At 60.9% G+C, this 25,929-nt stretch carries 20 protein-coding genes; 14 read left to right on the top strand and 6 right to left on the bottom strand.

Annotated elements, in window-relative coordinates; genetic code table 11:
- Positions 1-10: 10 nt before the first annotated feature.
- Positions 11-859, bottom strand: a complete 849-nt coding sequence (locus AB7828_RS02480) for a cyclase family protein (protein WP_441229308.1) — start codon at positions 857-859, stop codon at positions 11-13.
- Between the two features lie 295 nt (positions 860-1,154).
- Between AB7828_RS02480 and pncB the strand changes: the two genes are divergently transcribed.
- Positions 1,155-2,456, top strand: a complete 1,302-nt coding sequence (pncB, locus tag AB7828_RS02475; RefSeq protein WP_089267118.1) for a nicotinate phosphoribosyltransferase — start codon at positions 1,155-1,157, stop codon at positions 2,454-2,456.
- Between the two features lie 76 nt (positions 2,457-2,532).
- Here the strand turns inward: pncB and AB7828_RS02470 are convergent, their stop codons facing one another.
- Positions 2,533-4,695 carry an acetate--CoA ligase family protein gene (locus AB7828_RS02470; RefSeq protein WP_093759141.1) on the bottom strand — a complete coding sequence of 721 codons (2,163 nt, stop codon included), beginning with the start codon at positions 4,693-4,695 and terminating at the stop codon, positions 2,533-2,535.
- Between the two features lie 187 nt (positions 4,696-4,882).
- Here AB7828_RS02470 and AB7828_RS02465 point away from each other — a divergent pair, with 187 nt between their 5' ends.
- The 10 genes from AB7828_RS02465 to AB7828_RS02420 all read left to right on the top strand — a co-directional run bounded on the left by AB7828_RS02465 (position 4,883) and on the right by AB7828_RS02420 (position 16,577).
- On the top strand, positions 4,883-5,614 hold the full coding sequence (locus AB7828_RS02465; RefSeq protein ID WP_068730533.1) for a GntR family transcriptional regulator: 732 nt from the start codon (positions 4,883-4,885) through the stop codon (positions 5,612-5,614).
- Positions 5,615-5,699: 85 nt separating this feature from the next.
- Positions 5,700-7,439 carry an oxalyl-CoA decarboxylase gene (oxc, locus tag AB7828_RS02460; RefSeq protein ID WP_441229307.1) on the top strand — a complete coding sequence of 580 codons (1,740 nt, stop codon included), beginning with the start codon at positions 5,700-5,702 and terminating at the stop codon, positions 7,437-7,439.
- Between the two features lie 79 nt (positions 7,440-7,518).
- Positions 7,519-8,796 (top strand): formyl-CoA transferase, encoded by a 1,278-nt coding sequence (gene frc / locus AB7828_RS02455; RefSeq protein WP_439058077.1) that lies wholly within the window; start codon positions 7,519-7,521, stop codon positions 8,794-8,796.
- A 233-nt stretch (positions 8,797-9,029) separates the two neighbouring features.
- Entirely contained in the window at positions 9,030-9,167 is a 138-nt protein-coding gene (locus AB7828_RS02450) for a hypothetical protein (protein ID WP_439058076.1), read from the top strand.
- A gap of 498 nt (positions 9,168-9,665) precedes the next feature.
- Positions 9,666-10,679, top strand: coding sequence for a Bug family tripartite tricarboxylate transporter substrate binding protein (locus AB7828_RS02445; protein ID WP_089267115.1), 1,014 nt, complete (start codon positions 9,666-9,668; stop codon positions 10,677-10,679).
- Positions 10,680-10,769: 90 nt separating this feature from the next.
- Complete coding sequence (locus tag AB7828_RS02440; RefSeq protein ID WP_175367407.1) at positions 10,770-11,267, top strand: tripartite tricarboxylate transporter TctB family protein; 498 nt, start codon at positions 10,770-10,772, stop codon at positions 11,265-11,267.
- A gap of 57 nt (positions 11,268-11,324) precedes the next feature.
- Positions 11,325-12,830: a tripartite tricarboxylate transporter permease gene (locus AB7828_RS02435; RefSeq protein ID WP_089267113.1), complete on the top strand. Its 1,506-nt coding sequence runs from the start codon at positions 11,325-11,327 to the stop codon at positions 12,828-12,830.
- 209 nt (positions 12,831-13,039) lie between these two features.
- Positions 13,040-14,329 (top strand): oxalate/formate MFS antiporter, encoded by a 1,290-nt coding sequence (gene oxlT, locus AB7828_RS02430; RefSeq protein WP_089267112.1) that lies wholly within the window; start codon positions 13,040-13,042, stop codon positions 14,327-14,329.
- 233 nt (positions 14,330-14,562) lie between these two features.
- Entirely contained in the window at positions 14,563-15,873 is a 1,311-nt protein-coding gene (gene oxlT / locus AB7828_RS02425) for an oxalate/formate MFS antiporter (RefSeq protein ID WP_441229306.1), read from the top strand.
- Between the two features lie 272 nt (positions 15,874-16,145).
- Positions 16,146-16,577 carry a CBS domain-containing protein gene (locus AB7828_RS02420; protein ID WP_089267110.1) on the top strand — a complete coding sequence of 144 codons (432 nt, stop codon included), beginning with the start codon at positions 16,146-16,148 and terminating at the stop codon, positions 16,575-16,577.
- Between the two features lie 110 nt (positions 16,578-16,687).
- On the opposite strand, the gene AB7828_RS02415 is transcribed toward AB7828_RS02420, so the two are convergent.
- From AB7828_RS02415 to AB7828_RS02400, 4 genes are all read right to left on the bottom strand, one after another.
- On the bottom strand, positions 16,688-18,961 hold the full coding sequence (locus AB7828_RS02415; protein WP_441232185.1) for a xanthine dehydrogenase family protein molybdopterin-binding subunit: 2,274 nt from the start codon (positions 18,959-18,961) through the stop codon (positions 16,688-16,690).
- Between the two features lie 41 nt (positions 18,962-19,002).
- The gene (locus tag AB7828_RS02410; protein ID WP_441229305.1) at positions 19,003-19,989 is read right to left on the bottom strand and encodes an FAD binding domain-containing protein; all 987 of its coding nucleotides are present in this window, start codon (positions 19,987-19,989) and stop codon (positions 19,003-19,005) included.
- Complete coding sequence (locus tag AB7828_RS02405; RefSeq protein WP_309944597.1) at positions 19,986-20,492, bottom strand: (2Fe-2S)-binding protein; 507 nt, start codon at positions 20,490-20,492, stop codon at positions 19,986-19,988. The genes AB7828_RS02410 and AB7828_RS02405 overlap by 4 nt, the downstream gene beginning before the upstream one ends.
- Before the next feature lie 67 nt (positions 20,493-20,559).
- On the bottom strand, positions 20,560-21,195 hold the full coding sequence (locus AB7828_RS02400) for a MarR family winged helix-turn-helix transcriptional regulator (protein WP_441232184.1): 636 nt from the start codon (positions 21,193-21,195) through the stop codon (positions 20,560-20,562).
- On the opposite strand from AB7828_RS02400, the gene AB7828_RS02395 reads away from it, so the two are divergent.
- The 3 genes from AB7828_RS02395 to AB7828_RS02385 all read left to right on the top strand — a co-directional run bounded on the left by AB7828_RS02395 (position 21,194) and on the right by AB7828_RS02385 (position 25,747).
- Positions 21,194-22,189 (top strand): NAD(P)H-dependent flavin oxidoreductase, encoded by a 996-nt coding sequence (locus tag AB7828_RS02395; protein ID WP_089267106.1) that lies wholly within the window; start codon positions 21,194-21,196, stop codon positions 22,187-22,189. The genes AB7828_RS02400 and AB7828_RS02395 overlap by 2 nt on opposite strands.
- Positions 22,190-22,209: 20 nt before the next feature.
- A complete protein-coding gene (locus AB7828_RS02390; protein ID WP_441229304.1) occupies positions 22,210-23,178 on the top strand; it encodes a zinc-binding dehydrogenase in 969 nt (322 codons plus the stop codon).
- A gap of 244 nt (positions 23,179-23,422) precedes the next feature.
- Positions 23,423-25,747 carry a PAS domain-containing sensor histidine kinase gene (locus tag AB7828_RS02385; RefSeq protein WP_093758955.1) on the top strand — a complete coding sequence of 775 codons (2,325 nt, stop codon included), beginning with the start codon at positions 23,423-23,425 and terminating at the stop codon, positions 25,745-25,747.
- Positions 25,748-25,929 lie beyond the last annotated feature (182 nt).

Raw genomic sequence — 25,929 nt, 5'->3', positions numbered from 1 at the left:
CTAAACTACATCACCCCATGATCGCCTTCGCCGCGTTCCCCATGGCTTCCACCGAGGCATCGCCCGTATCCGTGAAGCACAGGATACGACACGGGCATGACTCCAGCCCGTCATAGCGCCATGGGAAGGCGCCGATCAGGCAACGCTGGTTCAGCATCAGCTCGATGTCGCCGCCGATATTCTCCGCATGCAACAAGCCTTCCTGGAACGCGTAATTGTGGAACGGAAACATGTCGGCAGTCACGTGGCGGCCCGAGAGCTTGTGATTATACTCAAACGTGCCGAAGAATTCCGCCGGCGTCTTGCCGTGCTTCTTGGTGAACTGCGCAGCGATGTCCGGCCGCATGTTGCGGATCGAGGTGTTCATCGAGTGATCGCAGGAACCCGTGTCCATGCCGAACCATTTGATCTTCTTCTCCAGCATCCAGTGCAGCGTGTCGAGATTCGGGCCGGGGTGATAGCAGAAGTATTTCACCAGATCCTGCTGCGCCTGACCTTCATAATATTTGTGCCAGCCGGTGTGCAGGATCAGAATGTCGCCTTCGCGAATATCCGCGCCGGACTTCTCAAGCATCTCCGGCGTGATCACCGCCCAGTCATGCATCTGGCTTGAGATGTCGACCACCACGCCGCGATTGAACAGGTAATCCAGCGGCAGCGAGGCCATGTCGCCCTTGCGCCCGTCGGTGGCGTGCATCGCGCCGTCGAAATGGGTGCCGGCATGCAGCGCCGTCTCGATCCGCTGCGCCACGATCATCTGCGTCTGCAGGTTCTGCGCATAATACATCTTGTTGCCGGCATAGCCGACCCAGCCGGGCGTGTGGATGTTCATGATGTGGGAGAGATCGACGACTTTCATGGTGCTGTCCTTCATCGTTTCGGGGCGCCCACCGGCAGGTGGAAATCGTAAGCATGCAAACAATTCTGCGCAATGCCCGCAGATGCAGGATCAAGGCCAAAAACAGATGGACAAACGCCGGGCTGCCACGACAATCCTCGATTGTGAAAGCGCGGTTCAGCGCTTGCGTTGACATCGATAAACCCGGCGGATACGCCAATTTAATGAACTGCTGCAAAGACAGCGTCAGCGATGCGGCCACTGCCGTTTCGGTGCAGGTGCCACGATCAGGCACGTTACCAGGAGTGGCGTTGCCATGATGGATTTCGCCACCCGGGTCCACAATCACAACTACCGGCTTGATCCGATCATCCGGTCGCTGCTGGACACCGACTTCTACAAATTCCTGATGCATCAGTTCATCTGGATGCTTTATCCGAAGGTGCCTGTGACCTTCGGCCTGATCAACCGCACCAAGACCGTCCGCCTTGCCGAGATCATTCCGGAAGCGGTGCTGCGCGCGCAGCTCGATCATGCCCGCACGCTCTCATTCCGCGAGAACGAACTGATCTGGCTGGCCGGCAACCGCTTCTACGGCCGCCGCGACATTTTCCGTCCTGAATATATCGAATATCTGCGCAGCTTCAGGTTGCCTGACTACAAGCTTGAGACCATCGATGGCCAATATGTGCTCACCTTCGAAGGTGACTGGGCCGAAGTCACGATGTGGGAGATCTACGCCCTCGCCATCGTCAGCGAATTGCGGTCGCGGATCGCCATGGCCACGCTGGACAAGTTCGAGCTGGATATTCTCTACGCCCAGACCAAGACCAAGATCTGGAACAAGATCAAGAAGCTGAAATCCTATCCGGACATGCGGCTCGCGGAATTCGGCACCCGTCGCCGCCACGGCTTCCTGTGGCAGGAATGGGTGACGGACGCGATGGCCAACGAGCTTGGCCGCAGCTTCGTCGGAACGTCGAACGCCCTGCTCGCCTTCAAGCATTCATTCGAAGCCATCGGCACCAATTCGCACGAACTGCCGATGGTGTTCGCCTGCCTCGCCGAAAACGACGACCAGCTGAAGACCGCGCAATATGACGTGCTGGCGAAATGGCAGGAGGTCTATGACGGCGAATTGCTGATCATTCTGCCCGATACGTTCGGCATGACGCAGTTCCTGCGCGACGCACCGCCCTGGGCCTCACAATGGACCGGCATGCGCATGGACAGCAAGGAGCCGGTTGCGGCGGGCGAAGAGATGATCGCCTGGTACGCCATGCGTGGCGAGGATCCGCGCAAGAAGCGCGCGATGTTCAGCGACGGTCTCGAAGTCGATCTGATGATCGATCTGCATCAGCGTTTCCGCGGGCGCATCCGCGAGAGCTTCGGCTGGGGCACCATGGCCACCAACGACTTCCGCGGCGCGCATCCGCGCGGGCTCGATTCACTCGACCCGATCAGCCTGGTCTGCAAGGTCACCTATGCCAACGGCCGCTCGGCCGTGAAGCTCTCGGACAATCCGGCCAAGACCACCGGCAGCAGCCCTGCAGAGATCGAACGCTATCTGCGCATCTTCGGCCGCGAGGGCGTCGCCGAACAGCCGGTGATCGTCTAGCCAGAACCGCAAACGCAAAAAAGCGCCGCCCGGTTTCCCGGACGGCGCTTTGTTTTTGTGTATAGATCGAAGCTGCTTACAGCAGGCCCGCTCCGCGTGCCCACTTGTACTTGGCACCAAGCACCTCGACCGGGAGTTCGGTCGAATAGGCGTAAGCCGGAATGCCGTTCTGGTAGAGATATTCGGCGGCTTCCTCGACTTCCACGTCGCCCGCGAGCGAAGCCACCATCGGCTTTTCGATGCCCTTGGCCTTCATCTCGTTCTTGATCTCGACCATGTTGCGCGCGAACACCATCGGCGGCGTCACGATCGTGTGCCAGTAGCCGAGGATCAGCGAGTGGATGCGATCATCGGTGAGGCCCAGCTTCACGGTGTTGACGTAAGTGATCGGCGGTTCGCCACCGGTGATGTCGACCGGGTTGCCGGCGGCGCCGAATGGCGGGATGAACTTGCGGAACGCCGCATCCAGATCCGGCGGCATCGCCATCAGCGACATGCCGTTATCGACCACCGCATCCGACAGCAGCACGCCCGACCCACCGGCACCGGTGATGATCAGCACGTTCTCGCCCTTCGGCGTCGGCAGCACGGGAATGCCACGGGCGAATTCGAGCAGCTGGCGCAGCGAGCGGGCGCGAATGACGCCCGACTGCTTCAACACGTCCTCATAGATCTTGTCGTTGCCGGCAAGTGCGCCGGTATGCGACGAGGCTGCCTTGGCGCCGGCCGAGGTGCGGCCGGCCTTCAGTACGACAACCGGCTTGATCTTGGAGACGCGCTTGGCGGCTTCCGCGAAGGCACGGCCATCCTTCAGATCCTCGCAGTGCTGCGCGATGATCGTGGTGTTGGGATCCTGCTCGAAGAACGCCAGCAGATCATCCTCATCGATATCCGACTTGTTGCCGAGGCCGACGATCGCCGACACGCCCATCTTGGCGGAGCGCGAGAAGCCGATGATCGCCATACCGATGCCGCCGGACTGCGACGACAATGCCGCCGAACCCTTCACGTCATAGGCTGTACAGAAAGTCGCGCAGAGATTGGCCGGCGTATAATAGAAGCCATAGATATTCGGCCCCATCAGACGGACGTCATATTTCTTGCCGATTTCGACAATCTCTTCCTGCAGCGCAGGCTCGTTGGCTTCGGCAAAGCCCGACGGAATCAGCACCGCGCCCGGAATTTTCTTCTCGCCGCATTCGATCAGCGCACCTGCAACGAACTTGGCGGGAATCGCGAATACCGCGGTGTCGATCACGCCCGGAACATCCTTGACGCTCTTATAGGCCTTGCGGCCCATGATCTCTTCGGCCTTCGGATGGATCGGGTAGATGTCGCCCTTGTAGCCGCCGTTGATGAGGTTCTTCATCACCGAATTGCCGATCTTGCCATCTTCGGCGGAAGCGCCGATCACGGCGACGGCCTTCGGCATCATGATGCGGTTCATCGCCGTGACGATTTCGGCGTTGGAGCGCGGCGCGGGGCGCGGTTTGTAGTCGAAGTCGACGACGATGCGCACGTCGGCGGCAATCGCGTCTTTCTTGGTGGCGAAGACCGGGTTGAGATCGAGTTCGACCATTTCCGGGAAATCGCTGACGAGCTGCGATACCTTGACGATGATGTCGGCCAGCGCTTCGCGGTTGGCAGGATCGCCGCCGCGTACGCCATGCAGCATCTCGGCGGCCTGAATGCCATCGAGCATCGACAGCGCGTCATCATTGGTCGCGGGCGCGAGACGGAAAGTGACGTCCTTCAGCACTTCGACGAGCACGCCGCCGAGGCCGAAGGCCACCAGCTTGCCGAACGAACCATCGGTGATCGAACCGATGATCACTTCGGTGCCGCCCATCAGCATCTGCTGAACCTGGATACCTTCTATCTTGGCATCGGCCTTGTACTTCTTGGCATTGGCCAGAATGGTGTCGTAAGCTTTCTGCGCGTCTTCGGCGGTCTTGACGCCGACAATGACACCGCCCGCTTCGGTCTTGTGGAGAATGTCCGGCGAGACGATCTTCATCACGACCGGGAAGCCCATGCCGCTTGCCATCTTGGCAGCGTCAGCGGCTGAGGTGGCCACGCCTTCTTTCGGCACGGGAATGCCGTATGCGTCACACACAAGCTTGCCCTCGGGGGCGGTCAGGCTGGTGCGCTTGTCGGCTTTAACCGCATCGAGAACTTTGCGGACGGCCTGTTTCGCCGATGGTGTTGCTTCTTTGACGGCAAGATTCGATTGGGACATGGCTTCCTCCTTCACGTCTTTTCCAATAGACGGATTGATGGCATTTGGTATGCCAGAAACTTGATTGTCAAGGCGCGTTGCAGCGCAAAATTGCTGAAATAGCTGTCATCTTGACATGCTGGCATCTGGTATGCCAAAAATTCTTGACGTTATTTCTGTGGTAGGACATCTCGACTGGAGATGATTCATGCCCACGCGAAAACAAACCAAGGCGCCGTCCGTCATGTCTGAAGCCGATATCGCGATCGTTCGGATTGCACCGGAGACCAGCTTCAAGACCAAGGCCTATGAAGCCTTGAAAGAAGCCATTCTTAAGATGGACATCTACACCTCGCCAGATCCGGTGATGCTCGACGAGCGCGCCCTGTCGGAACGGCTCGGTGTCAGCCGCACGCCTATCCGCGAAGCCATTGCGATGCTGGAGCAGGATGGCTTCGTAAAGACTGTGCCACGCCGCGGCATCGTCGTTGTCAGAAAGACGAAGGTCGAGATCGTCGACATGATCCGCGCCTGGGCGGCGCTGGAAAGCATGGCCGCGCGTCTGATCACGACCACCGCGCGCAAGAAAGATATCTCGGCGCTGCGCGACTTCTTCAAGGACTTCAACAAGGACCGTCTGCCACAGGACCACGTTGAGGAATATTCGAAAGCGAATATCGCTTTCCACCAGGCACTGATCTCGCTTAGCGAGTCGCCAGTGCTGGTCGATATGACCAACGATATTCTGCTGCATGTGCGTGGCTATCGTCAGCTGACGATCGGACGCACGGACCGTACCGCGACGTCCCTGCCCGAACATCTGGCCATCATCGAAGCGCTTGAGGAGCGCAACACCGAGCTCGCGGAAAAGCGCGCGCGCGATCACACGCTCGGTCTGGCTTCTTATGTCGAAGCCCACGGCCAGGAATTGTTTACGTAAGCGCCGTCTCGCGACGGTTCACCACTCCGCACCACGTCCAATTGAGCAACGACCAACAGTCACAAGAAAAGTCAGGGAGAGCGGGATGTCCGCAGTAGTCCAGAGCATCGATACCAACGCAGCCGCCGAGCAGGAATTGACCGATGGCTTCCATCTGATCATCGATGCACTCAAGCTCAATGGCCTCAACACGATCTATGGCGTGCCGGGCATTCCGATTACCGACTTCGGCCGCATGGCGCAGGCCGAGGGCATCCGGGTGCTGTCGTTCCGTCACGAACAGGCCGCCGGCTATGCCGCATCGATCGCCGGCTATCTCACCAAGAAGCCTGGCGTCTGTTTGACCGTGTCGGCACCCGGCTTCCTCAACGGCCTTACGGCGCTGGCCCATGCCACCACCAACTGCTTCCCGATGATCCTGATCTCCGGCTCGTCCGAGCGTGAGATCGTCGATCTGCAGCAGGGCGACTACGAGGAAATGGATCAGCTCGCGATCGCCAAGCCGCTGTGTAAGGCCGCGTTCCGCGTGCTGCACGCGGCCGACATCGGCATCGGCCTCGCCCGCGCCATCCGCGCCGCGGTGTCCGGTCGTCCCGGCGGTGTCTATCTCGATCTGCCGGCCAAGCTGTTCGGTCAGGTGATGAATGCCGATGCGGGCAAGAAGTCGCTCGTGAAGGTGATCGACGCCGCGCCGGCGCAGATCCCTGCCCCGGATTCGATCAAGCGCGCGCTCGACGTGCTGAAATCGGCGAAGAAGCCGCTGATCATCCTCGGCAAGGGCGCCGCCTATGCGCAGGCCGACGACGCTGTGAAGGCACTTGTCGAGACATCCGGCATTCCGTTCCTGCCCATGAGCATGGCCAAGGGCCTTCTGCCTGACACCCATCCGCAGTGCGCGGGCGCTGCACGCTCCACCGTGCTGAAGGACTCGGACGTCGTCATGCTGATCGGCGCACGCCTCAACTGGCTGCTGTCGCACGGCAAGGGCAAGGCCTGGGGCAGCGCGCCCAAGAAGTTCATCCAGATCGACATCGAGCCGAAGGAAATGGATTCCAACGTCGAGATCGTCGCACCCGTCGTTGGCGATATCGGCTCCTGCGTCACTGCCCTGCTCGATGGCATGGGCAAGAGCTGGCAGAAGGCATCGTCCGACTGGACATCAGCAGTCACCACGAAGCGCGACGAGAACGTCGCGAAGATGGCGCCGAAGCTGATGAACAACAACTCGCCGATGGATTACCACGGCGCGCTTGGTGTTCTGCGCACCATCATCGCCGAACGTCCCGACGCGATGCTCGTCAACGAAGGCGCCAACACGCTCGACCTCGCCCGCGGCATCGTCGACATGTATCAGCCGCGCAAGCGCATCGATGTCGGCACCTGGGGCATCATGGGCATCGGCATGGGTTATTGCATCGCTGCGGCCGTCGAGACCGGCAAGCCCGTGCTCGCGATCGAAGGCGACAGCGCCTTCGGTTTCTCCGGCATGGAGGTGGAGACGATCTGCCGCTACAATCTGCCGGTCTGCATCGTTGTCTTCAATAATGACGGTATCTATCGCGGCACCGACGTCAATCCGACCGGCGGTTCCGACGTGGCACCGACGGTCTTCGTCAAGGGCTCGCGCTACGACAAGATGATGGAAGCCTTCGGCGGCATCGGCGTGAACGCGACCTCGCCCGACGAACTCAAGCGCGCCGTCAATGCGGCGATGGATTCCGGCAAGCCGACGCTCATCAATGCGGTGATCGATCCGGCGGCCGGCAGCGAGAGCGGCCGTATCGGCAACCTCAATCCACAAAGCGTGCTCAGCAAGAAGAAATAACACATCAGGCGGGGTCGCGAGACCCCGTCTCCTTTTCTCATATGCCGAGGCGGCAAAACTAGTTTACGGGAGCAAAACAATGACACAGGCGCTCAAAGGCGTTCGCATTCTGGACTTCACCCACGTTCAATCTGGCCCGACCTGCACGCAGTTGCTGGCATGGTTCGGCGCCGATGTGATCAAGGTCGAACGGCCCGGCGTTGGCGACATCACCCGCGGCCAATTGCAGGACGTGCCGAATGTGGACAGCCTGTATTTTACCATGCTGAACCACAACAAGCGCTCGATCACCCTCGACACCAAGAACCCGAAGGGCAAGGAAGTGCTCACCGCGCTGATGAAAGAGTGCGATGTTCTCGTCGAGAACTTCGGACCGGGCGTACTCGACCGCATGGGCTTCCCGTTCGAAAAGATTCAGCAGATCAACCCGAAGATGATCGTCGCCTCGATCAAGGGGTTTGGTCCTGGTCCCTATGAGGACTGCAAGGTCTATGAGAACGTCGCGCAGTGCACCGGCGGCGCAGCTTCCACCACCGGCTTCCGCGACGGCCTGCCGCTCGTCACCGGCGCACAGATCGGCGATAGCGGCACTGGCTTGCATCTCGCACTCGGCATCGTCACCGCGCTGTATCAGCGCACGCAGACCGGCAAGGGCCAGAAGGTCACCGCCGCGATGCAGGACGGCGTGCTGAATCTCGCGCGCGTCAAGCTGCGCGATCAGCAGCGCCTCGCCCATGGCCCGCTCAAGGAATACAGCCAGTTCGGCGAAGGCATTCCGTTCGGCGATGCCGTGCCGCGTGCCGGCAACGACAGCGGCGGTGGCCAGCCCGGTCGCATCCTGAAGTGCAAGGGCTGGGAAACCGACCCGAACGCTTACATCTACTTCATCACTCAGGCGCCGGTGTGGGAGAAGATCTGCGACGTGATCGGCGAACCGACCTGGAAGACCGACCCGGCCTATGCCAAGCCGGCGGTGCGCCTGCCCAAGCTCAACGCGATCTTCGCGCGCATCGAACAGTGGACGATGACCAAGACCAAGTTCGAGGCGATGGAAATCCTCAACAAGGATGACATCCCCTGCGGCCCGATCCTGTCCATGAAGGAACTGGCCGAAGACCAGTCGCTCCGCGCCACCGGCACCGTGGTCGAGGTCGATCACCCCGAGCGCGGCAAGTATCTGTCGGTTGGTAATCCGATTAAGCTATCGGAAAGCCCTACCGAAGTGACCCGCTCGCCCCTGCTCGGCGAACATACCGACGAAATCCTCAAGCAGGTGCTGGGCTTCAGCGATCATCAGGTGACCGAAATCCACGACTCCGGCGCACTCGATCCGCCGCGGAAGGTTGCCGCTGAGTAATTTCGCCAGTTATTTCAGATAATTACATGCGAAAGGCCGCCGATTGGCGGCCTTTTTCATTTACGGTGGTCAACGCGGAACTTTAATAAGAAAATCAAATCGATCTATATCGCACTGCAAAATTCTCATGCTGCCATGCAAACAAGACAATTGTCCTTGGCATCTGGTATACGTAAATTGATCCCAGATGACGAGCCGCCAAGACGGGGCGGCCTCCAGCAAAGGATCAAATCATGTCGAAGACTGCTTCTCTCGACCTCGCGACATCCACCAGCTTCTTCGCTCGCTTCATGGCCTCGCTCGATCGCGCGCTGATGGCCGGCGCACGCATCTCGGCCCGCAACGGCGACCTGCCCCGCTTCGGCCTGTAAGGCTGCGACGTCACTACTTTTGCGCGGCCAGCCCGCGCAAAATTCTCTGCGTTCCTCCCGACGACTGGCCCCGGATTTCCGGGGCCGTTTTTTTGTTTGTGTAGTTGCATCGCAGCGACGTCTCGCGTTCCCTGCGACATTTCAGCCTCCCCGGCTTTTAACGGCTCTAATCGCTTGCCGCTTGGCATATCGCATACCAAAATGCGCGAACGGTAATGCTTCACGTCTGAATAGAAAGCATACCTGGGGAGGACAAAGGCTGCGCTGCCTTCGCGGGCAAGCAATGCCGTATGCGCAATGACAGAGCGATCCAGACCCACTCATCCTTTTTGCAGGCGAGCCGCTTCGATGCTCGACAGTCTGACGTGCGCATATGGCGCATGCAAGGGCGCGTTTGAACACCTGCAGTCAGGACATTCGAAGGAAGACCCGACCACGCACTGACGATTTCAAAGTCGACGAACGATCGACGCTATCAAAACGAATGGGAGAGAAACAATGAAACGCCTTGGTTCATGTCTCACGCTGGCCGCCGCTGCATCCATTCTCTGCCTGGGAGCGTCTCTCCCGGCATCTGCTGCATGGGAGCCGACGCGCCCCGTCGAATTGATCGTTCCCGCAGGCACCGGCGGCGGCGCCGATCAGATGGCGCGCACCATTCAGGGCATCATCACCAAGCACAGTCTGATGAAACAGCCGCTTGTCGTCATCAACAAGTCGGGAGGCGCGGGCGGTGAAGGTTTCCTCGACGTGAAGTCGGCGAACAACAATCCGCACAAGATCATCATCACGTTGTCGAACCTGTTCACGACACCGCTCGCCACCGGCATTCCCTTCAACTGGAAGGATCTCACGCCGGTCGCGATGCTGGCACTCGACGAGTTCGTACTGTGGGTGAATGCCGACAAGCCCTACAAGACCGTGAAGGACTATATCGACGCCGTGAAGGCCGCACCAGCCGGCACGATCAAGATGGGCGGCACGGGCTCGAAGCAGGAAGACCAGATCATCACGGTCGCAGTCGAGAAAGCGATCGGCAGCAAGTTCACTTACATCCCTTACAAGGGCGGCGGTGAAGTCGCAGTGCAGCTCGTTGGTCAGCACGTCGACTCAACCGTGAACAATCCGATCGAGGCAGTCGCGCAGTGGCGCGGCGGCAAGGTGCGTCCGCTCTGCGTCTTCGACAGCAAGCCGATGGCCTATGACGAGCAGGTCGCCGACGGCAAGGGCTGGAAGGACATTCCGACCTGCAAGTCACAGGGGCTCGACATCGAATATGTGATGCTGCGCGGCATCTTCATGGGGCCGAAAGCGACGAAGGATCAGATCGATTATTATGTCGAACTGTTCAAGAAGGTCCGCGCGACGCCCGAGTGGCAGGACCTGATGAAGAGCGGCGCCTTCAACACGACCTTCATGACCGGCGGTGAATATGCCAGCTGGGTTGGCACCGAAGAGAAGCGCCACGAGACGCTGATGAAGGAAGCCGGCTTCCTCGCGCAAGGCAACTGACGCAGGCGCCATGACGCCGGACCTGATCGCACATCAGGTCCGGCACATGCAACACGCTGATCGACGCTGATCTCTCACACAGAGTTGTCCATGACCACGCAGCAATCTCACAACGTAGGCCCGTCCCACAAATCCGTCGAAGCCGGCGTCACCACCGTCATCGGCCTGTTCGGCGCCATCGTCGTCTATGGCAGCGTCAAGGCCGGCATCAACTGGGGCGCAGAGGGACCGAAAGCCGGATTCTTTCCGTTCTATATCGGGCTGTTCATCATCATCTCCAGCCTCGTCAATATCTGGAACACGCTGCGCGAGGACGACGGCAGCCTTTTCGCCGAATGGGGCCAGTTGCGCCAGGTTTTCAGCGTCGTCATTCCCACCGGCATCTATGTCGGCGTCTTGCCGTTCATCGGACTCTACGTGTCCTCGATGATTTTCATCGCATGGTTCATGCGCTGGCTTGGCAAATATGAGTGGCCGATCATCGCCGCGATCTCTCTCGGCATGCCTGTCGTCACCTACCTGATCTTCGAACGCTGGTTTCTCGTGCCGCTCCCCAAAGGACCGCTTGAGGATCTGCTCGGTCTCTGATTTCCGCGATCTTTAATTCCGTTGCGTCTGCCGGTCTCTTTCTGAGGACTACTCGAAATGGAAGAAATTGCTAATCTGTTCCAGGGCTTTGCGGTCGCGCTGCAGCCATTCAACATCGCGGTGATGGTGCTCGGCATCGTGCTGGGCGTCATCATCGGCGTGCTGCCCGGCCTTGGCGGCGCCAATGGCGTTGCAATCCTGCTGCCCCTCACCTTCAGCATGCCGCCGACATCGGCCATCATCATGCTGTCCTGCATCTATTGGGGCGCATTGTTCGGAGGTGCGATCACCTCGATCCTGTTCAACATCCCCGGAGAGCCATGGTCGGTGGCCACGACATTCGACGGCTATCCGATGGCGCAGCAGGGCAAGGCTGCCGAAGCACTAACCGCCGCCTTCACCTCCTCTTTCGTTGGCGCACTGTTCGCCGTCGTCATGATCACCTTGGTCGCGCCGCTGGTCGCAGGCTTCGCCTTACGATTCGGACCCGCGGAGAAGTTCGCGGTCTATTTCCTGGCGTTCTGCAGTTTCGTCGGGCTGAGTAAGGAGCCACCTTTCAAGACCATTGCGGCGATGATGATCGGTTTTGCCCTCGCCGCGGTCGGCCTCGATTCCATTACCGGACAACTGCGACTCACGTTTGGCTCGACCGAACTTCTCAATGGCTTCGACTTCCTGATCGCAGTCATCGGCCTGTTCGGCCTTGGCGAAATCTTCCTCACCATGGAGGAAGGCCTGCGCTTCCAGGGCGGCAAGGCGAAGATCGATCTTCGCGTCGTGCTCCGTACCTGGATGAGCTTGCCGCAATACTGGATGACGTCACTGCGCTCCTGCGTGATCGGTTGCTGGATGGGTGTCACGCCCGCAGGTGCGACACCGGCATCGTTCATGAGTTACGGGATCGCCAAGCGCGTCTCCAAGAACGGCAACAATTTCGGCAAGGGCGAGATCGAAGGCGTCATCGCTCCGGAAACGGCCGCGCATGCCGCCGGTACCGCAGCCCTGCTTCCGATGCTCTCGCTCGGCGTCCCCGGTTCGCCAACTGCCGCTGTGCTTCTTGGTGGTCTGCTGATCTGGGGCCTGCAGCCCGGCCCGATGCTATTCGTCGAGCAGAAGGAGTTCGTCTGGGGCCTGATCGCCTCGATGTATCTCGGCAATCTCGTCGGCCTGATCATCGTGCTGACCTGCGTACCGATCTTCGCAGCGATCCTGCGGGTTCCATTCAGCATCATTGCACCGCTCATCCTGGTGCTCTGTGCGATCGGAGCCTATTCCGTCCACAACTCGACCTTCGACGTGGTGATGATGCTGGTATTCGGAATCATCGGTTACGCACTGAAGAAGTGTAACTATCCCCTCGCCCCGCTGGTGCTCGCCATCGTACTTGGCGACAAGGCCGAGGAAGCCTTCCGTCAGTCGCTGCTGGGGTCGCAGGGATCGCTCGGGATCTTCTTCTCGAACACACTGGTCAGCAGCATCATGATCCTCGGCCTGATCGCGCTGTTCTGGTCGGTGATCCAGAACGGCTTCACCCGGCTGCGTACTCGCACTGCAGCAGCGTAAGTAACGATACAGATAACTGTTCAAACCCAAAAGCCGGCGGTCTGGACCGCCGGCTTTGTGCTGTCTTGTAGTATCGCAGTACAGCATTCAGTCATGCGAAACTTGCAGCGGCAAATTGGCAAGATTTCGCTTGTTAGTTGGCATATCATATACCAAACTATCCTTCGCAGCTGTCGAGCTCTCAATAGAACAGCGCTTTAGGAGGAACTATGACTGATGCAGTTCACGGGGTGGCACCAGCTGCCGCACGTGTCAGCGATGCCTACCGCTGGACACAACTTGCCATCGGCGTTGGCGCGATGGTGATGATCGCCAACTATCAATACGGCTGGACGTTCTTCGTCCCCGACATCCAGAAGAAGTTCGGCTGGGATCGTGCGTCGATCCAGTGGGCCTTCACCCTCTTCGTTCTGTTCGAGACCTGGCTGGTGCCGGTCGAAGGATGGTTCGTCGATAAATACGGCCCGAAGCTCGTCGTCCTTATCGGCGGCATCCTCTGCGGCATCGGCTGGGCGATCAATGCACAGGCGGAAACGCTCAACGGCTTCTATCTCGGCATGATCGTTGCGGGCATCGGCGCTGGCGGCGTCTACGGCACCTGCGTCGGCAATGCGCTGAAGTGGTTTCCTGACAAGCGCGGCCTCGCGGCTGGCATCACCGCCGCAGGCTTTGGTGCCGGCTCCGCCCTCACGGTCGCGCCGATCCAGGCCATGATCCAGGATTCCGGCTTCCAGACCGCATTTCTGTATTTCGGTCTCGGACAAGGCATCATCATCGTGATCCTCTCCTTCTTCCTGTTCGCGCCAAAGGCTGGACAGGTACCGGCGGTCACGCAGAACGCCAACGTTATCCAGACCCGCCGCAACTACGCGCCGACAGAAGTCATCCGCCATCCGATCTTCTGGCTGATGTACTTCATGTTCGTGATCGTCGGTGCCGGCGGCCTGATGGTGACGGCCAACCTGAAGCCGATTGCGGCCGACTGGAAGATCGACAACGTACCCGTCACGCTGATGGCCATGACGATGACGGCGGTCACCTTCGCAGCCACCATCGACCGCGTACTCAACGGCCTGACACGTCCGTTCTTCGGCTGGATCTCCGACATGATCGGCCGCGAGAACACGATGTTCATCGCCTTCGGCATGGAAGGCGTCGGCATCTGGGCGCTGTATATGTGGGGTCACGATCCGCTGTGGTTCGTGCTGTTGTCGGGCTTCGTGTTCTTCGCCTGGGGTGAGATCTATTCGCTCTTCCCATCGACCTGCACCGACACCTTCGGCTCCAAGTTCGCAACGACCAATGCCGGCCTGCTCTATACGGCAAAGGGGACGGCAGCACTTCTGGTGCCGGTCGCGAACTATATGCAGCAGTCGTCGGGCACGTGGGACAGCGTGTTCCTGATCGCCGCCGGTGCCAATATCCTGGCATCACTGCTCGCGATCGCGGTGCTGAAGCCTTGGCGTAAGGTCGTCGTCAGCAAGGCGCTGGCGACCTAAAAAACGCAAAAAGCCTCAAGAAAACAACGCGCTCAGCCCTGGCTGGGCGCGTTTTGCGTGGGCGATGCGCTGCTCGCCAAGGCGTGATCGCCTTCACGCAACAATCGGCCAAGACCACCTTGCATCGTGGAATATAATATACCAGTCTCCGACCAAGCGACGCCTGCGGCAATACGCCACAACCTTAGCGACACCACGCCGCAAGGGAAAAAGCGCGCATCGGAGGAAACACCATGGCTCAGCCAGACTTCACCACCGCGTCCAACCCACCCGGCAGCTTCCGCTGGATTCAACTCGTGATGGGCATCGTCTGCATGGCGATGATCGCCAATCTGCAATACGGATGGACGCTGTTCGTCGATCCCATCGACGCCAAGTATCACTGGGGTCGCGCCGCGATCCAGCTCGCCTTCACGCTGTTCGTCGTCGTCGAAACCTGGCTGGTGCCGGTCGAAGCGTGGTTCGTCGACAAATACGGTCCCCGCGTCGTCATCATGTTCGGCGGAGCCATGATCAGCCTCGCCTGGGTGCTGAACTCCTATGCGGACTCACTGGTGATGCTTTACGCCGGCGCCGTCGTCGGCGGCATCGGCGCCGGTTCGGTCTACGGCACCTGCGTCGGCAATGCTCTGAAGTGGTTTCCCGATCGCCGCGGCCTCGCTGCGGGCGCCACGGCGGCAGGCTTCGGCGCTGGCGCTGCGATCACCGTCGTGCCGATTGCGCATATGATTGCCGAGAGCGGCTATCAGCACGCCTTCTTCACCTTCGGCATCGGCCAGGGCGTGATCGTGTTCATGCTCGCCTTCTTCATGCGTCCGCCTCTGCAGGCCATGCCGGTGACGAGGAAACAACTCAATCTGCCGCAGACAAAGACGGATTTCACGCCGCCGCAAGTGCTGCGCAGCCCGATCTTCTGGGTCATGTATCTGGTCTTCGTGATGGTCGCCGCCGGTGGCTTGATGACCGCAGCGCAGATCGCGCCGATCGCGCATGACTACAATATTGCGAATTCTCCGGTGACATTGGCCGGCTTCCAGATGGCAGCACTGACCTTCGCCATCTCGCTCGATCGCATCTTTGACGGGTTCGGCCGCCCGCTCTTCGGTTGGTTGTCGGATCAGATCGGTCGTGAACACACCATGTTCATCGCCTTCGGCACCGCCGCGCTGATGCTGCTGACGCTGTCGGCCTATGGCCACAATCCGCTCGTCTTCGTACTGGCGACGGCGGTCTATTTCGGTGTGTTCGGTGAGATCTACAGTCTGTTCCCGGCGACGTCAGGCGATACGTTCGGTGCCAAATATGCCGCGACGAATAACGGCATGCTCTACACCGCAAAGGGCACGGCGGCATTGTTGGTACCGCTCGCGAGCCTGATTGCAGCGAGCTATGGATGGCAGGCCGTGTTTGTGATCGCCGTTGCGCTCAATGCCACGGCTGCATTGCTCGCTTTGTTCGTCATCAAGCCGATGCGGCGCGCATTCATTCTGGGAAGCGAACCTGTGGTGACGGAAGCGGCACCGCAGAGCGCCAAAACCGCCTGATCGATCGGGCTATGCCGAGAAGGGTCGCACGCGAGTGCGCCCCTTCTTTCATGCCCAACTGGCATGCCAGACCTCCAACTGGATTCGCGGGTGCGATAGAAGCACGTCGAAAAACACACGCCACGCAGCAATAAACGTCAGAAATACTGACTTTCTTTCTTGACCACCGGGCTTCGATATCCTCGTTTCCGCGTTGACAACTGGCATACCGTATACCAATCTTGCGCCCACAAGATCGATCCTCAGCCGATCAGCCAAGGGAGGTTATTGCCATGCAAGTCGGAGATATCCTGCGTAGGAAGAGCACCCGTATCGCCACTGTCCGCATGAACGAGACCGTCGCCATCGCGGCGCAGTTGCTCCGGACGGGCAATATCAGCGCACTGGTCGTGAAGGACGTGTGCCGCACCGAGGGCAACACCGCGGTCGGCATGTTCTCGGAACGCGACGTGGTTCGCGCGATCGCCGAACACGGCGCCGCCGGCGTCAATCGCAAGGTCTCGGATATGATCTCGGTCCAGGAATTGATTTCCTGCCACTCGACCGACACGCTCGAACATGTACGCCACCTGATGAACAAGCATCACATTCGGCACGTCCCGGTCATCGACGATCACACGCTGATCGGTGTGATCAGCATCCGCGACATCAGCAGGGCGCTCGACCATGAGGATGCACCGCAAGCGCATGCAGCGGTCGCCTGAGGCCTAGCCTCAAGCTCACTTCGCGTTTCATGCCGGTATCGACACGGACCGCCAGCGGTCCGTGATGCCAGTTCTTTTGCCTTGTCCGCGCTGCGCGCGATCGAGATCCTTCAATCGCCGAGCAGCTTGTCCGGCGTCAGCGGCAGATCGCGGACGCGTTTTCCGGTCGCGTTGAACACCGCATTGGCGATGGCAGCGGCAACACCGGCGATGCCGATCTCGCCGATCCCGCGCGCCCCCATCGGCGTGCGAGGGTCCGGAATGTCGGTCCACAACACATCGATCTCCGGCACGTCGAGATGCACGGGCACGTGATAGTCCGTCATCGACGCACTCATGATCCGCCCGTTACGTTTGTCGAGTAGCGTCTCTTCGGTGAGCGCCATACCAAGCCCCATGATCATGCCGCCGCGAAACTGGCTGGTCGCCGTCTTGGGATTGAGGATGCGGCCGCAATCGAACGCTCCAACAAGACGGGTGACCCGGACTTCGCCGGTCACCTCGCTAACGCGGAGTTCACAAAAGATGGCCGATCGGCTGTGCATGGAGAATTTCAGGATTTCGAGCGGTGCCCCGCTCTCTCCCATCGCGCTGATCTCGCTGCGCGACGCGCGTTCGAGGATCGACGCGAAGCTCTCGTAGCGCGATGGCTCGCCGATCTTGCGGAGGCCGTGATTGGCGAATTCGATCTCGTTCGCCCGCAATCCCGCCAGCGGCGTGTCGTTACCAGCCAGCCGCAGCAGATCTCCGGCCAGTTTCACGCTGGCCGCGTTGATCGCAGCGCCGAGCGAAGCTGTCTGCGATGAGCCGCCCGCAAAGCTGCCGAAAGGCAGATCGGTGTCGCCGATCCGCACGGTGACGTGATCGAGCGGCAAACCGAGACGATCCGCAGCATGCTGTCGCTGCACCGTCGCAGTGCCCATGCCCATCTCATGCGCGGCACTCGACACCGTGGCGTGGCCATTGCTGTCGATCGTGATCCGCGCCGACATTCCGGGCATGCGCACATAGGGGAAAGAGCCGGTGGCACAGCCCATGCCGATCAGCCATTCGCCGTCCTGACGCGACTTTGGTGTCGCCGCGCGGCGATCCCAACCGAACTTTTTCGCGCCGAGCTCATAGGCCAGCGTCAGGTCACTTTGGGAATGCGGCGCACCGCTGACCGGATCGGTATCGCCGATATTGCGCAGCCTCAATGCGATCGGATCGATGCCGAGATCATGCGCGAGCTCGTCCATCGCGCTCTCGATGGCAAAGGTGCCGACCGCCTCGCCGGGCGCGCGCATGAATGTGTTGGCCAGCAGATCGAGATCGAGCGTGTGCTGCACGATATCGTAGCTCTCCGATTCATAAAGCGAGCGGCCTGACAGGGTGAAGGCCTCGTCGCAGACGCTATGCGGGGGTTTGACGGAGAAACCTTGATGCAACAGTGCCTTCAGCTTTCCGGTCGCATCGGCGGCCAGCGCCACGCGCTGCTCGGTCTGGCTCCGGCCGCCGATCAATCGATGCATGCTGGCACGCGACAATGCGATCCGCACCGGCCGGCCCGCGAGTTTCGATGCTGCAGCGCCCAGTATCTGGTGATCCCACAGCGCCTTGCCACCGAAAGCGCCGCCGACGAAGGGGGAGCTGACAAAGACCTGCGTATCCTTGATGCCGAACACTTTGGCGAGCGAACCCGCGGTGCCATTGAGCATCTGCGTCGCGTCATGCACGATCAGGCGGTCGCCTTGCCAGGTAATCGTCGCGGCATTGGGCTCGATCGGATTGTGATTATGCCAGGGCGTCCGATAAACCGCATCGACACTGCCCACGTCATTTCGAAATGCCGCGTCCGTATCGCCGCGCTTCAGCCGGTTGCGTTCGATCATCAGCGAGTCCGGCGTCGTCGCGTCAGCCTTGGCATCCTCGAACCGGGTGCGTGCGGCAGCTTGCTCGTAACGAACCACAATAAGCGACGCCGCATGGTTCGCCTGCTCCTGGGTCTCGGCCAGCACCAGAGCGACCGTCTGCCCGTTCCAGCGGATGTCTGCATCCTGCATGATCGGGAGAATGTTGTTTCCTGCGGCCTTGAGATTGGTCATGCCGATCGGCGGCGGCAGCGCCAGTTTCGGCGCATTGCGATGGGTCATCACCAACACCACGCCCGGTGCGGCTTCCGCGGCAGCAAGATCGAGTTCGGTGATCTTGCCGCGCGCGATGGTCGAATGCACGCAGGCTGCATAGACCAGCCCGTCCATTCGCACTTCCGCAGCAAAGCGTGCAACGCCCTGCACTTTGTCGGGACCATCGACCCGCGACTGCTGCGTGCCGAGGGTGACGCGCTTATCGATCAGCGGATCGCGCGTGCCGCCCGGCAGCCAGCTCGATGGCACATAGCCCATCGCCGTGCGAACACCACCGACGATCGCATTTTGCAGCTTACTCATGCGCCTGCTCCTGTCAGATCGCCGAGAACGGCGGCCATGGTTCGCTTTGCGAGTTCGATCTTGAAGGCGTTGGCTTCAGTGGGTTTAGCCGCAGCGAGTTCGACATCGGCGGCCCGCAGGAAGTTCTCCCGGGTCGGCGCCTCGTCGCGCAGGACGTCTTCGGCCTGCACAGCGCGCCATGGCTTTGCGGCGATACCGCCCAGAGCAAGCCGTACGTCCCTGATCCGGCCGTCGGCGACATCCAGCCCCGCGGCGACGGACACCAGCGCGAAAGCGTAGCTCGAACGATCGCGGACCTTGCGATAGCGCGAATTGGCTGCGGCAGCGCTGGGGGATATCGCGATTGCGGTGATGAGCTCGCCGGGCCGCAAAACGGTCTCGATGTGCGGCGTCGTCCCCGGCAGTTGATGGAAATCCAGCAGCGGCACGCTGCGTGGGCCCATTGGGCCATCAAGATGCACGATTGCATCCAGCGCCGCGAGCGCCACGCACATGTCCGACGGAAGCGTCGCGATACAATGCTCGGAAGTGCCGAGGATCGCATGATTGCGGCTGAGGCCGTCGATGGCATCGCAGCCGGCTCCGGGATCACGTTTATTGCATCGTGATCCCGCAGCGTCGTAAAAATACGAGCAGCGCGTTCGTTGCATCAGGTTGCCGCCGACGGTGGCCATGTTGCGGATTTGTGCCGACGCGCCGGCCAGCAGCGCGCGGGACAGCATCGGATAATGCGCACGCACGACGGGATGCGCGGCCAGCGCGCTGTTGCGAACGGCGGCGCCGATGATCAGGCCGCCTTCGGAGGTCACATCGATAGTAGCAGGCAATCGGCTGACATCGACCAGCGCCGCGGGCGCTTCGATATTCTGCCGCATCAGATCGACGAGATTGGTGCCACCGCCGAGAAAGCGGCAGTGGCCGGCTGCAGCGAGCGACAGGGCTTCAGTCTGGTCGGCGGCGCGCCTATAATCGAACGGCGTCATGCGGCGTCTCCAACCAGCTGTTCTTCGATCGCTTCGACAATGCCGTGATGGGCGCCACAGCGGCACAGATTGCCGCTCATGCGCTCGCGGATTTCTTCGCGGGTGGTGCTGCCCAGCCCCGCAACGAGATCGGCGGTGACATAACTGGGATCGCCGCGGCGCATCTCGCCAAGCATCGCGACCGCTGAGCAGATCTGCCCAGGCGTGCAATAGCCGCACTGCAAGCCATCGTGCTCGATGAATGCGCGCTGCAGGGGATGCAGGTCACCCTGCTTGCTCAGGCCTTCGATGGTGGTTACCGCGCTCCCGTCCGCCTGCACCGCAAGTGTCAGACAGGACAGCACCCGCTCGCCATCGAGAATGACAGTGCAGGCACCGCAGGCGCCCTGATTGCAGCCCAGCTTGGTGCCGGTCAGGCCGATCCGTTCACGCAGAAGGTCGAGCAGCGAAACCCGGGGATCGTCGGGCAACGAGTAGTCCGTACCATTGATGGCGATGGCCATGAGCGCCTCCGTCAGGAACCGGCTTACGGCCGGCGGCACGCTCAAGATAGTACGAACTTCGTAATGTTCAAGTTTCGTTGTCGGCGATTTTTTCCGTCAACCGGATCAATTCGTTACGCTCGATCGGGTCGAGTGACCGCAGCATCATCTGACAGGCCGCGCGATAGCCGGCAACCTGTTCTTCCACCACCTGCTTGCCCTTCTCGGTCGCGGTCAGTGCCACGGACCGGCGATTGTCTTCGGGTCGGCGACGCTCGACCAGGGCCTTTTTGACGAGCCGGTCGATGGCAGAGGACATGGTGGTCATAGCGACATTGAGATAGCGGGCGACGTCGCCTATCAGGCAGCCGGGATTGTCACCGACAAACACCAGCGTCTGCGCGTCGAGCGCATTGAGCGCGTTGTCGGCGGCAGCGGCTGCCTCCGCGACTTTGAATTTGCGCGTAAAACGTTCGAAGGCGCGCGTGAGTTGTTCGATCTGTTGCGGGGTCGGTTCGGTCATGCGCGGGAGAAAAGCATGTTCGCGCCGCGAGTTCCAGCGATCACGACGGCACGCCCCACGCATCAGACCTGCATCGGCGGCGCATAGGGCCGTATCCCGTGGCGGTAGACATTGCTGCGCCCCACCGGCATCCTTCGCCCCGAACAAGCAAGAACCATTCGGCGCCAAGCGCGTCTCCGGGGAAACAAGAGGACCAATCATGATCAAGACGCGCTTCACCGAGCTCGTGGGTGTCGAACACCCGATCGTCCAGGGCGGCATGCAGTGGGTCGGCCGCGCCGAGCTCGTCGCCGCAGTTGCCAATGCCGGCGCGCTCGGCCTGATCACCGCACTGACCCAGCCGACGCCGGAAGACCTCACCAAGGAAATCGCGCGCTGCCGCGACATGACCGACAAGCCGTTCGGCGTGAATCTCACGATCCTGCCGACCATTAAGCCACCACCCTATGCAGAATATCGCCAGGCCATCATCGAGGCCGGCATCAAGGTGGTCGAGACTGCCGGCAACAAGCCGCAGGAACACGTCACAGAATTCAAGAAGCACGGCATCAAGGTCATCCATAAATGCACCAGCGTGCGCCACGGCCTTTCCGCCGAGCGTATGGGCGTCGATGCGATCTCGATCGATGGCTTCGAATGCGCCGGTCATCCCGGCGAGGACGACACCCCCGGCCTGATCCTGATCCCGGCCGCGGCCGACAAGATCAAGATCCCGATGATCGCCTCGGGCGGCTTCGGCGACGGCCGCGGCCTTGTCGCCGCGCTGGCGCTCGGCGCCGAGGGCATCAACATGGGCACTCGCTTCATGTGCACCAAGGAAAGCCCGATCCATCAGCTGGTGAAGGAGCGCATCGTCGCCAATGACGAGCGCGAGACCGACCTGATCTTCCGCACCATGCGCAACACCTCGCGCGTCGCCAGGAACGCGGTGAGCAAGCAGGTGGTCGCCATGGAGAAGGAAGGCGCCACTTTCGAGCAGATCAAGGAACTCGTCGCCGGTGCGCGCGGCAAGCTGGTTTATTCGCACGGCGATGCCGAAGATGGCATCTGGTCGGCCGGCCAGGTCCAGGGCCTGATCCACGACATCCCGAGCTGCCAGGAACTTGTGTCGCGCATCATGCATGATGCCGAGACGATTATCCGCGCACGCTTCGAAGCCATGCTTGATGGCAGCCAGCGCCAGGCCGCTGAATAGACGGAACGGAAAGCAGAATCATGAAAGCCTATGTCTACGGCGCCAACGGCGCTGCGATCGGTGATGCCCCGAAGCCCTCGCCCACCGGCACGCAGGTGCTGGTCAAGGTGAAGGCCTGCGGCCTCAACCGCGCCGACCTCGGCATGACCAAAGGCCATGTCCACGGTGCTGCCGGCGGTGTCGGCACGGTGCTGGGAATGGAGTGGGCGGGCGAGATCGCCGAACTCGGCCCGGAGGCCAAGGGCGTCAAGGTCGGGGATCGCGTGATGGGTTCCGGCGGTGCGGCCTTTGCCGAATTCGCCGTCACGGATCACGGCCGGCTGTTCCACATGCCAGCCAGCATGAGCTTCGAGGATGCCTGCACCCTGCCCGTCGCCATCACCACGATGCACAATGCGCTGGTGACGAATGGCGGACTGCAGCCCGGCCAATCCGTCCTGATCCAGGGCGCCAGCTCCGGCGTCGGCCTGATGGCGCTGCAGATCGCCAAGCTCAAGGGCGCAAAGACGGTGATCGGTTCATCCACCGACGCCGCACGTCGCGCCCGACTAAAGGACTTCGGCGCCGACCTCGCCATCGATTCGAAAGATGCCGGCTGGGTCGATCAGGTGCTCAAAGCCACAGACGGCGACGGCGTCGATCTGATCGTCGACCAGATCTCGGGGCCCGTCGCCAATCAGAACCTGAAAGCCACGAAGGTGATGGGACGCATCGTCAATGTCGGCCGCCTCGGCGGCACGCATGGCGATTTCAATTTCGATCTCCATGCCGCCCGCCGCATCACCTATATCGGCGTGACCTTCCGCACGAGGTCACTGCAGGAGATTCGTGACATCTTCAGTGCGGTGCGTGTGGACATCTGGCCCGCTATCGAAGCCGGCCAACTGAAACTGCCGATCGACAAGGTCTACGCATTCGACGACATCGGAACGGCGTTCGACCACATGGAAGCAAACAAGCATCTCGGCAAGATCGTGGTCACGTTGTAACGCGCGTTCTGTGAGTCATTGATTTCAACGCCGCGCGTGATTCTCATGCGCGGCGTTCCTGTTTCGGACTCATGCAAGTACCGAACAGTGATGAAATTCTCCGGTGGATACGATTTATTTCACGTTAACGTTTCGTTGACTCTCGACAGCCCTGGCAAAGTGGATTCTTATTGGCCTTGCGATTCGAAGTGGCGGGGCAGTTGTTTCGAGCGACGCGGGCGAGATTCTTCGAGGGGGCTTAGGTATGGCGCGTGCGCATGCGGACAACGCATGCGTCCAATCCGATTCGATCAAAGGATTGGCGCAGTCTATCGCGAAACCGGCCTATCACAGGCTGCTAATCGCAGAGCCGGCACTTCGCCGGGCCGTCCCTACACTCATCATCGCTTTTCTCATCACGATCTTCTTCGGCGCCTTCGTGCAGGTGGTCGATCAGAGCCGGCAGAAGCAGGCATCGATGAAGCGTGATCTCGCAGCGCTCGCCGATCTGCTCGCCGAGCGTCTCGAACGCAACGGCACCATCCGTCAGGATCGTTCTGCGGCCGTCGAGCGCCTGCAGAGCCTGCTGCCCAGTCTGATTCCATCCTGGGGGATCGCCGGGGGACGCCACGTCATCGTGCTGGGTGCCGATCAAAGCATTCTCGCGCGCGTGCCGATCGACCTGCCACCCGGCGACGCCAATCGCATCCTCGACGTCCTCAGCGCAACGCAGACCATGGCTGCGCAGGGTCAACGCACCGACGTTGTCGATGTGAAGCTGCCCGACAACAGCCATGCATTGGCCACCCGTCGCATCGTCAAGGCCCTGCCGGGTCAGGTAGTTGTCATTCAGGAGAACAACGAGCCGATCTGGCGCTCGGACTCCGCGCTGTCGATCACGCTCTCGGCCACCACCGGCTTCGTGGTGCTGATCCTCGGCTTCGCCTTCCACTGGCAATCGACCCGCGCCCGCGAGGGCGACGCGATCAACGACGCCGTACGCGGCCGCATCGACACCGCCCTCAATCGCGGCCGCTGCGGACTGTGGGACTGGGATCTGTCGCGCGGTCGCATCTTCTGGTCGCAGTCGATGTTCACCATGCTGGGCCTCGACAGCCGCAGCGACCTGCTGACCTTCGGCGAAGTCAACGCGCTGGTACAGTCCGACGATATCAACCTGTTCGAGATCGCCGATCAGTTGATTTCGTTCAAGATCGATCACATCGACCAGACCTTCCGTATGCAGCACAGCAACGGCCACTGGATCTGGCTGCAGTTGCGCTGCGAACTCGCGCAGGGCCAGAACGATGGCAGCCAGCACCTGATCGGCATCGCCATCGACGTCACCGAACAGAAGAGCCTCGCCGAGAAAACCGTCGAGGCTGACGTCCGGCTGCGCGACGCCATCGAGACGATTCCCGAGGCCTTCGTGCTGTGGGACGCGGAAGACCGCCTGGTACTCTGCAACTCGCATTTCCAGCGCCTGCACAAGCTGCCGGACTCGGCGGTGTCGCCGGGGACGTCCTACGAGACCGTGCTCGAAGTCGGCAGCATGCCCGAGGTCCGCTCGCGTCTCGCGGAATCCGGTGCTGCGGCCCCTGGCGCCCGTACCTTCGAAGCGCAGATCGAGGACGGCAGCTGGCTGCATATCAGCGAGCGCCGCACCAAGGACGGCGGCTACGTCTCCGTCGGCACCGACATCACGCGTATCAAGGAGCACGAGCACAAGCTGGTCGACAACGATCTGCGCCTTCGCGCCAGCGTCATCGATCTCAAGCACTCCCAGGCTGCGCTGGAGAAACAGGCGCTCGAACTCGCCGACCTCGCGCAGAAATACTCCGACGAGAAGAACCGCGCCGAGGAAGCCAACCAGACCAAGTCGAAATTCCTGGCCAATATGAGTCACGAACTGCGCACGCCGCTGAACGCCATTATCGGCTTCTCGGAAATCATGGGCAGCGGCATGTTCGGCAATCTCGGCTCCGACAAATATGCCGAATACTGCCACGACATTCTTACCAGCGGTCACTACCTGCTCGAAGTCATCAATGACATTCTCGATATGTCGAAGATCGAGGCAGGTCGCATGCAGCTGGACCTTGAGCCGCTCGATCTCGGACAGACGCTATCCGAAGCGCTGCGTGTCGTCTCCGGCCGTGCCGACGACAAGAATCTGACACTCAGTGCCGACATCGCGGCCGATGCACCGGTGGTGGCCGACCGCCGCGCCATCAAGCAGATCCTGGTCAATCTGCTCTCGAATGCCGTGAAGTTCACACCCGATGGCGGCCGTGTCACCGTGCGCAGCCGCGTGCTGCGCGACTCCGTCGCTCTGATGATCGCCGATAGTGGCATCGGCATCGCCCCGCAGTCGCTGAAGCGTCTGGGACGCCCGTTCGAGCAGGTCGAGAGCCAGCTCGCCAAGACCTATCACGGCTCGGGCCTCGGCCTCGCTATCGCCAAATCGCTGACCAACCTGCATGGCGGATCGATGAAGCTGCGCTCCAAGCTCGGCACCGGCACCGTGGTCTGCGTCACCATCCCGCTCCGCGGCAGACACAGGCCAGCGGAAATCTCCGAGGCCGCCTAGGCGTCGATTGCTTACCGCTGACCCGGCCGAGCCAACTCCCATCGCATGACACTCAAGCGTCAAATGGCCGCTTGGGAGGCCCCCGCCCGCACCTATACTAAAGGTTGTAGGTCGCTATATTGGCGCGTCGATACGGGCGGTCTGGACTGGGACCGCGATTCTTTCTCGTGTGACCTATCAAT

This window comes from Tardiphaga sp. 215_C5_N2_1 (assembly GCF_052076055.1).
Lineage (GTDB): Bacteria > Pseudomonadota > Alphaproteobacteria > Rhizobiales > Xanthobacteraceae > Tardiphaga > Tardiphaga robiniae.
This window is presented reverse-complemented; position numbering and strand designations above follow the sequence as displayed.

Bases quoted from the DNA above. Each gene is read 5' to 3' on its own strand.
- AB7828_RS02480 (WP_441229308.1), bottom strand. From the start codon at position 859: ATGAAAGTCGTCGATCTCTCCCACATCATGAACATCCACACGCCCGGC.
- pncB (WP_089267118.1), top strand. From the start codon at position 1,155: ATGATGGATTTCGCCACCCGGGTCCACAATCACAACTACCGGCTTGAT.
- AB7828_RS02470 (WP_093759141.1), bottom strand. From the start codon at position 4,695: ATGTCCCAATCGAATCTTGCCGTCAAAGAAGCAACACCATCGGCGAAA.
- AB7828_RS02465 (WP_068730533.1), top strand. From the start codon at position 4,883: ATGCCCACGCGAAAACAAACCAAGGCGCCGTCCGTCATGTCTGAAGCC.
- oxc (WP_441229307.1), top strand. From the start codon at position 5,700: ATGTCCGCAGTAGTCCAGAGCATCGATACCAACGCAGCCGCCGAGCAG.
- frc (WP_439058077.1), top strand. From the start codon at position 7,519: ATGACACAGGCGCTCAAAGGCGTTCGCATTCTGGACTTCACCCACGTT.
- AB7828_RS02450 (WP_439058076.1), top strand. From the start codon at position 9,030: ATGTCGAAGACTGCTTCTCTCGACCTCGCGACATCCACCAGCTTCTTC.
- AB7828_RS02445 (WP_089267115.1), top strand. From the start codon at position 9,666: ATGAAACGCCTTGGTTCATGTCTCACGCTGGCCGCCGCTGCATCCATT.
- AB7828_RS02440 (WP_175367407.1), top strand. From the start codon at position 10,770: ATGACCACGCAGCAATCTCACAACGTAGGCCCGTCCCACAAATCCGTC.
- AB7828_RS02435 (WP_089267113.1), top strand. From the start codon at position 11,325: ATGGAAGAAATTGCTAATCTGTTCCAGGGCTTTGCGGTCGCGCTGCAG.
- oxlT (WP_089267112.1), top strand. From the start codon at position 13,040: ATGACTGATGCAGTTCACGGGGTGGCACCAGCTGCCGCACGTGTCAGC.
- oxlT (WP_441229306.1), top strand. From the start codon at position 14,563: ATGGCTCAGCCAGACTTCACCACCGCGTCCAACCCACCCGGCAGCTTC.
- AB7828_RS02420 (WP_089267110.1), top strand. From the start codon at position 16,146: ATGCAAGTCGGAGATATCCTGCGTAGGAAGAGCACCCGTATCGCCACT.
- AB7828_RS02415 (WP_441232185.1), bottom strand. From the start codon at position 18,961: ATGGGCTATGTGCCATCGAGCTGGCTGCCGGGCGGCACGCGCGATCCG.
- AB7828_RS02410 (WP_441229305.1), bottom strand. From the start codon at position 19,989: ATGACGCCGTTCGATTATAGGCGCGCCGCCGACCAGACTGAAGCCCTG.
- AB7828_RS02405 (WP_309944597.1), bottom strand. From the start codon at position 20,492: ATGGCCATCGCCATCAATGGTACGGACTACTCGTTGCCCGACGATCCC.
- AB7828_RS02395 (WP_089267106.1), top strand. From the start codon at position 21,194: ATGATCAAGACGCGCTTCACCGAGCTCGTGGGTGTCGAACACCCGATC.
- AB7828_RS02400 (WP_441232184.1), bottom strand. From the start codon at position 21,195: ATGATTGGTCCTCTTGTTTCCCCGGAGACGCGCTTGGCGCCGAATGGT.
- AB7828_RS02390 (WP_441229304.1), top strand. From the start codon at position 22,210: ATGAAAGCCTATGTCTACGGCGCCAACGGCGCTGCGATCGGTGATGCC.
- AB7828_RS02385 (WP_093758955.1), top strand. From the start codon at position 23,423: ATGGCGCGTGCGCATGCGGACAACGCATGCGTCCAATCCGATTCGATC.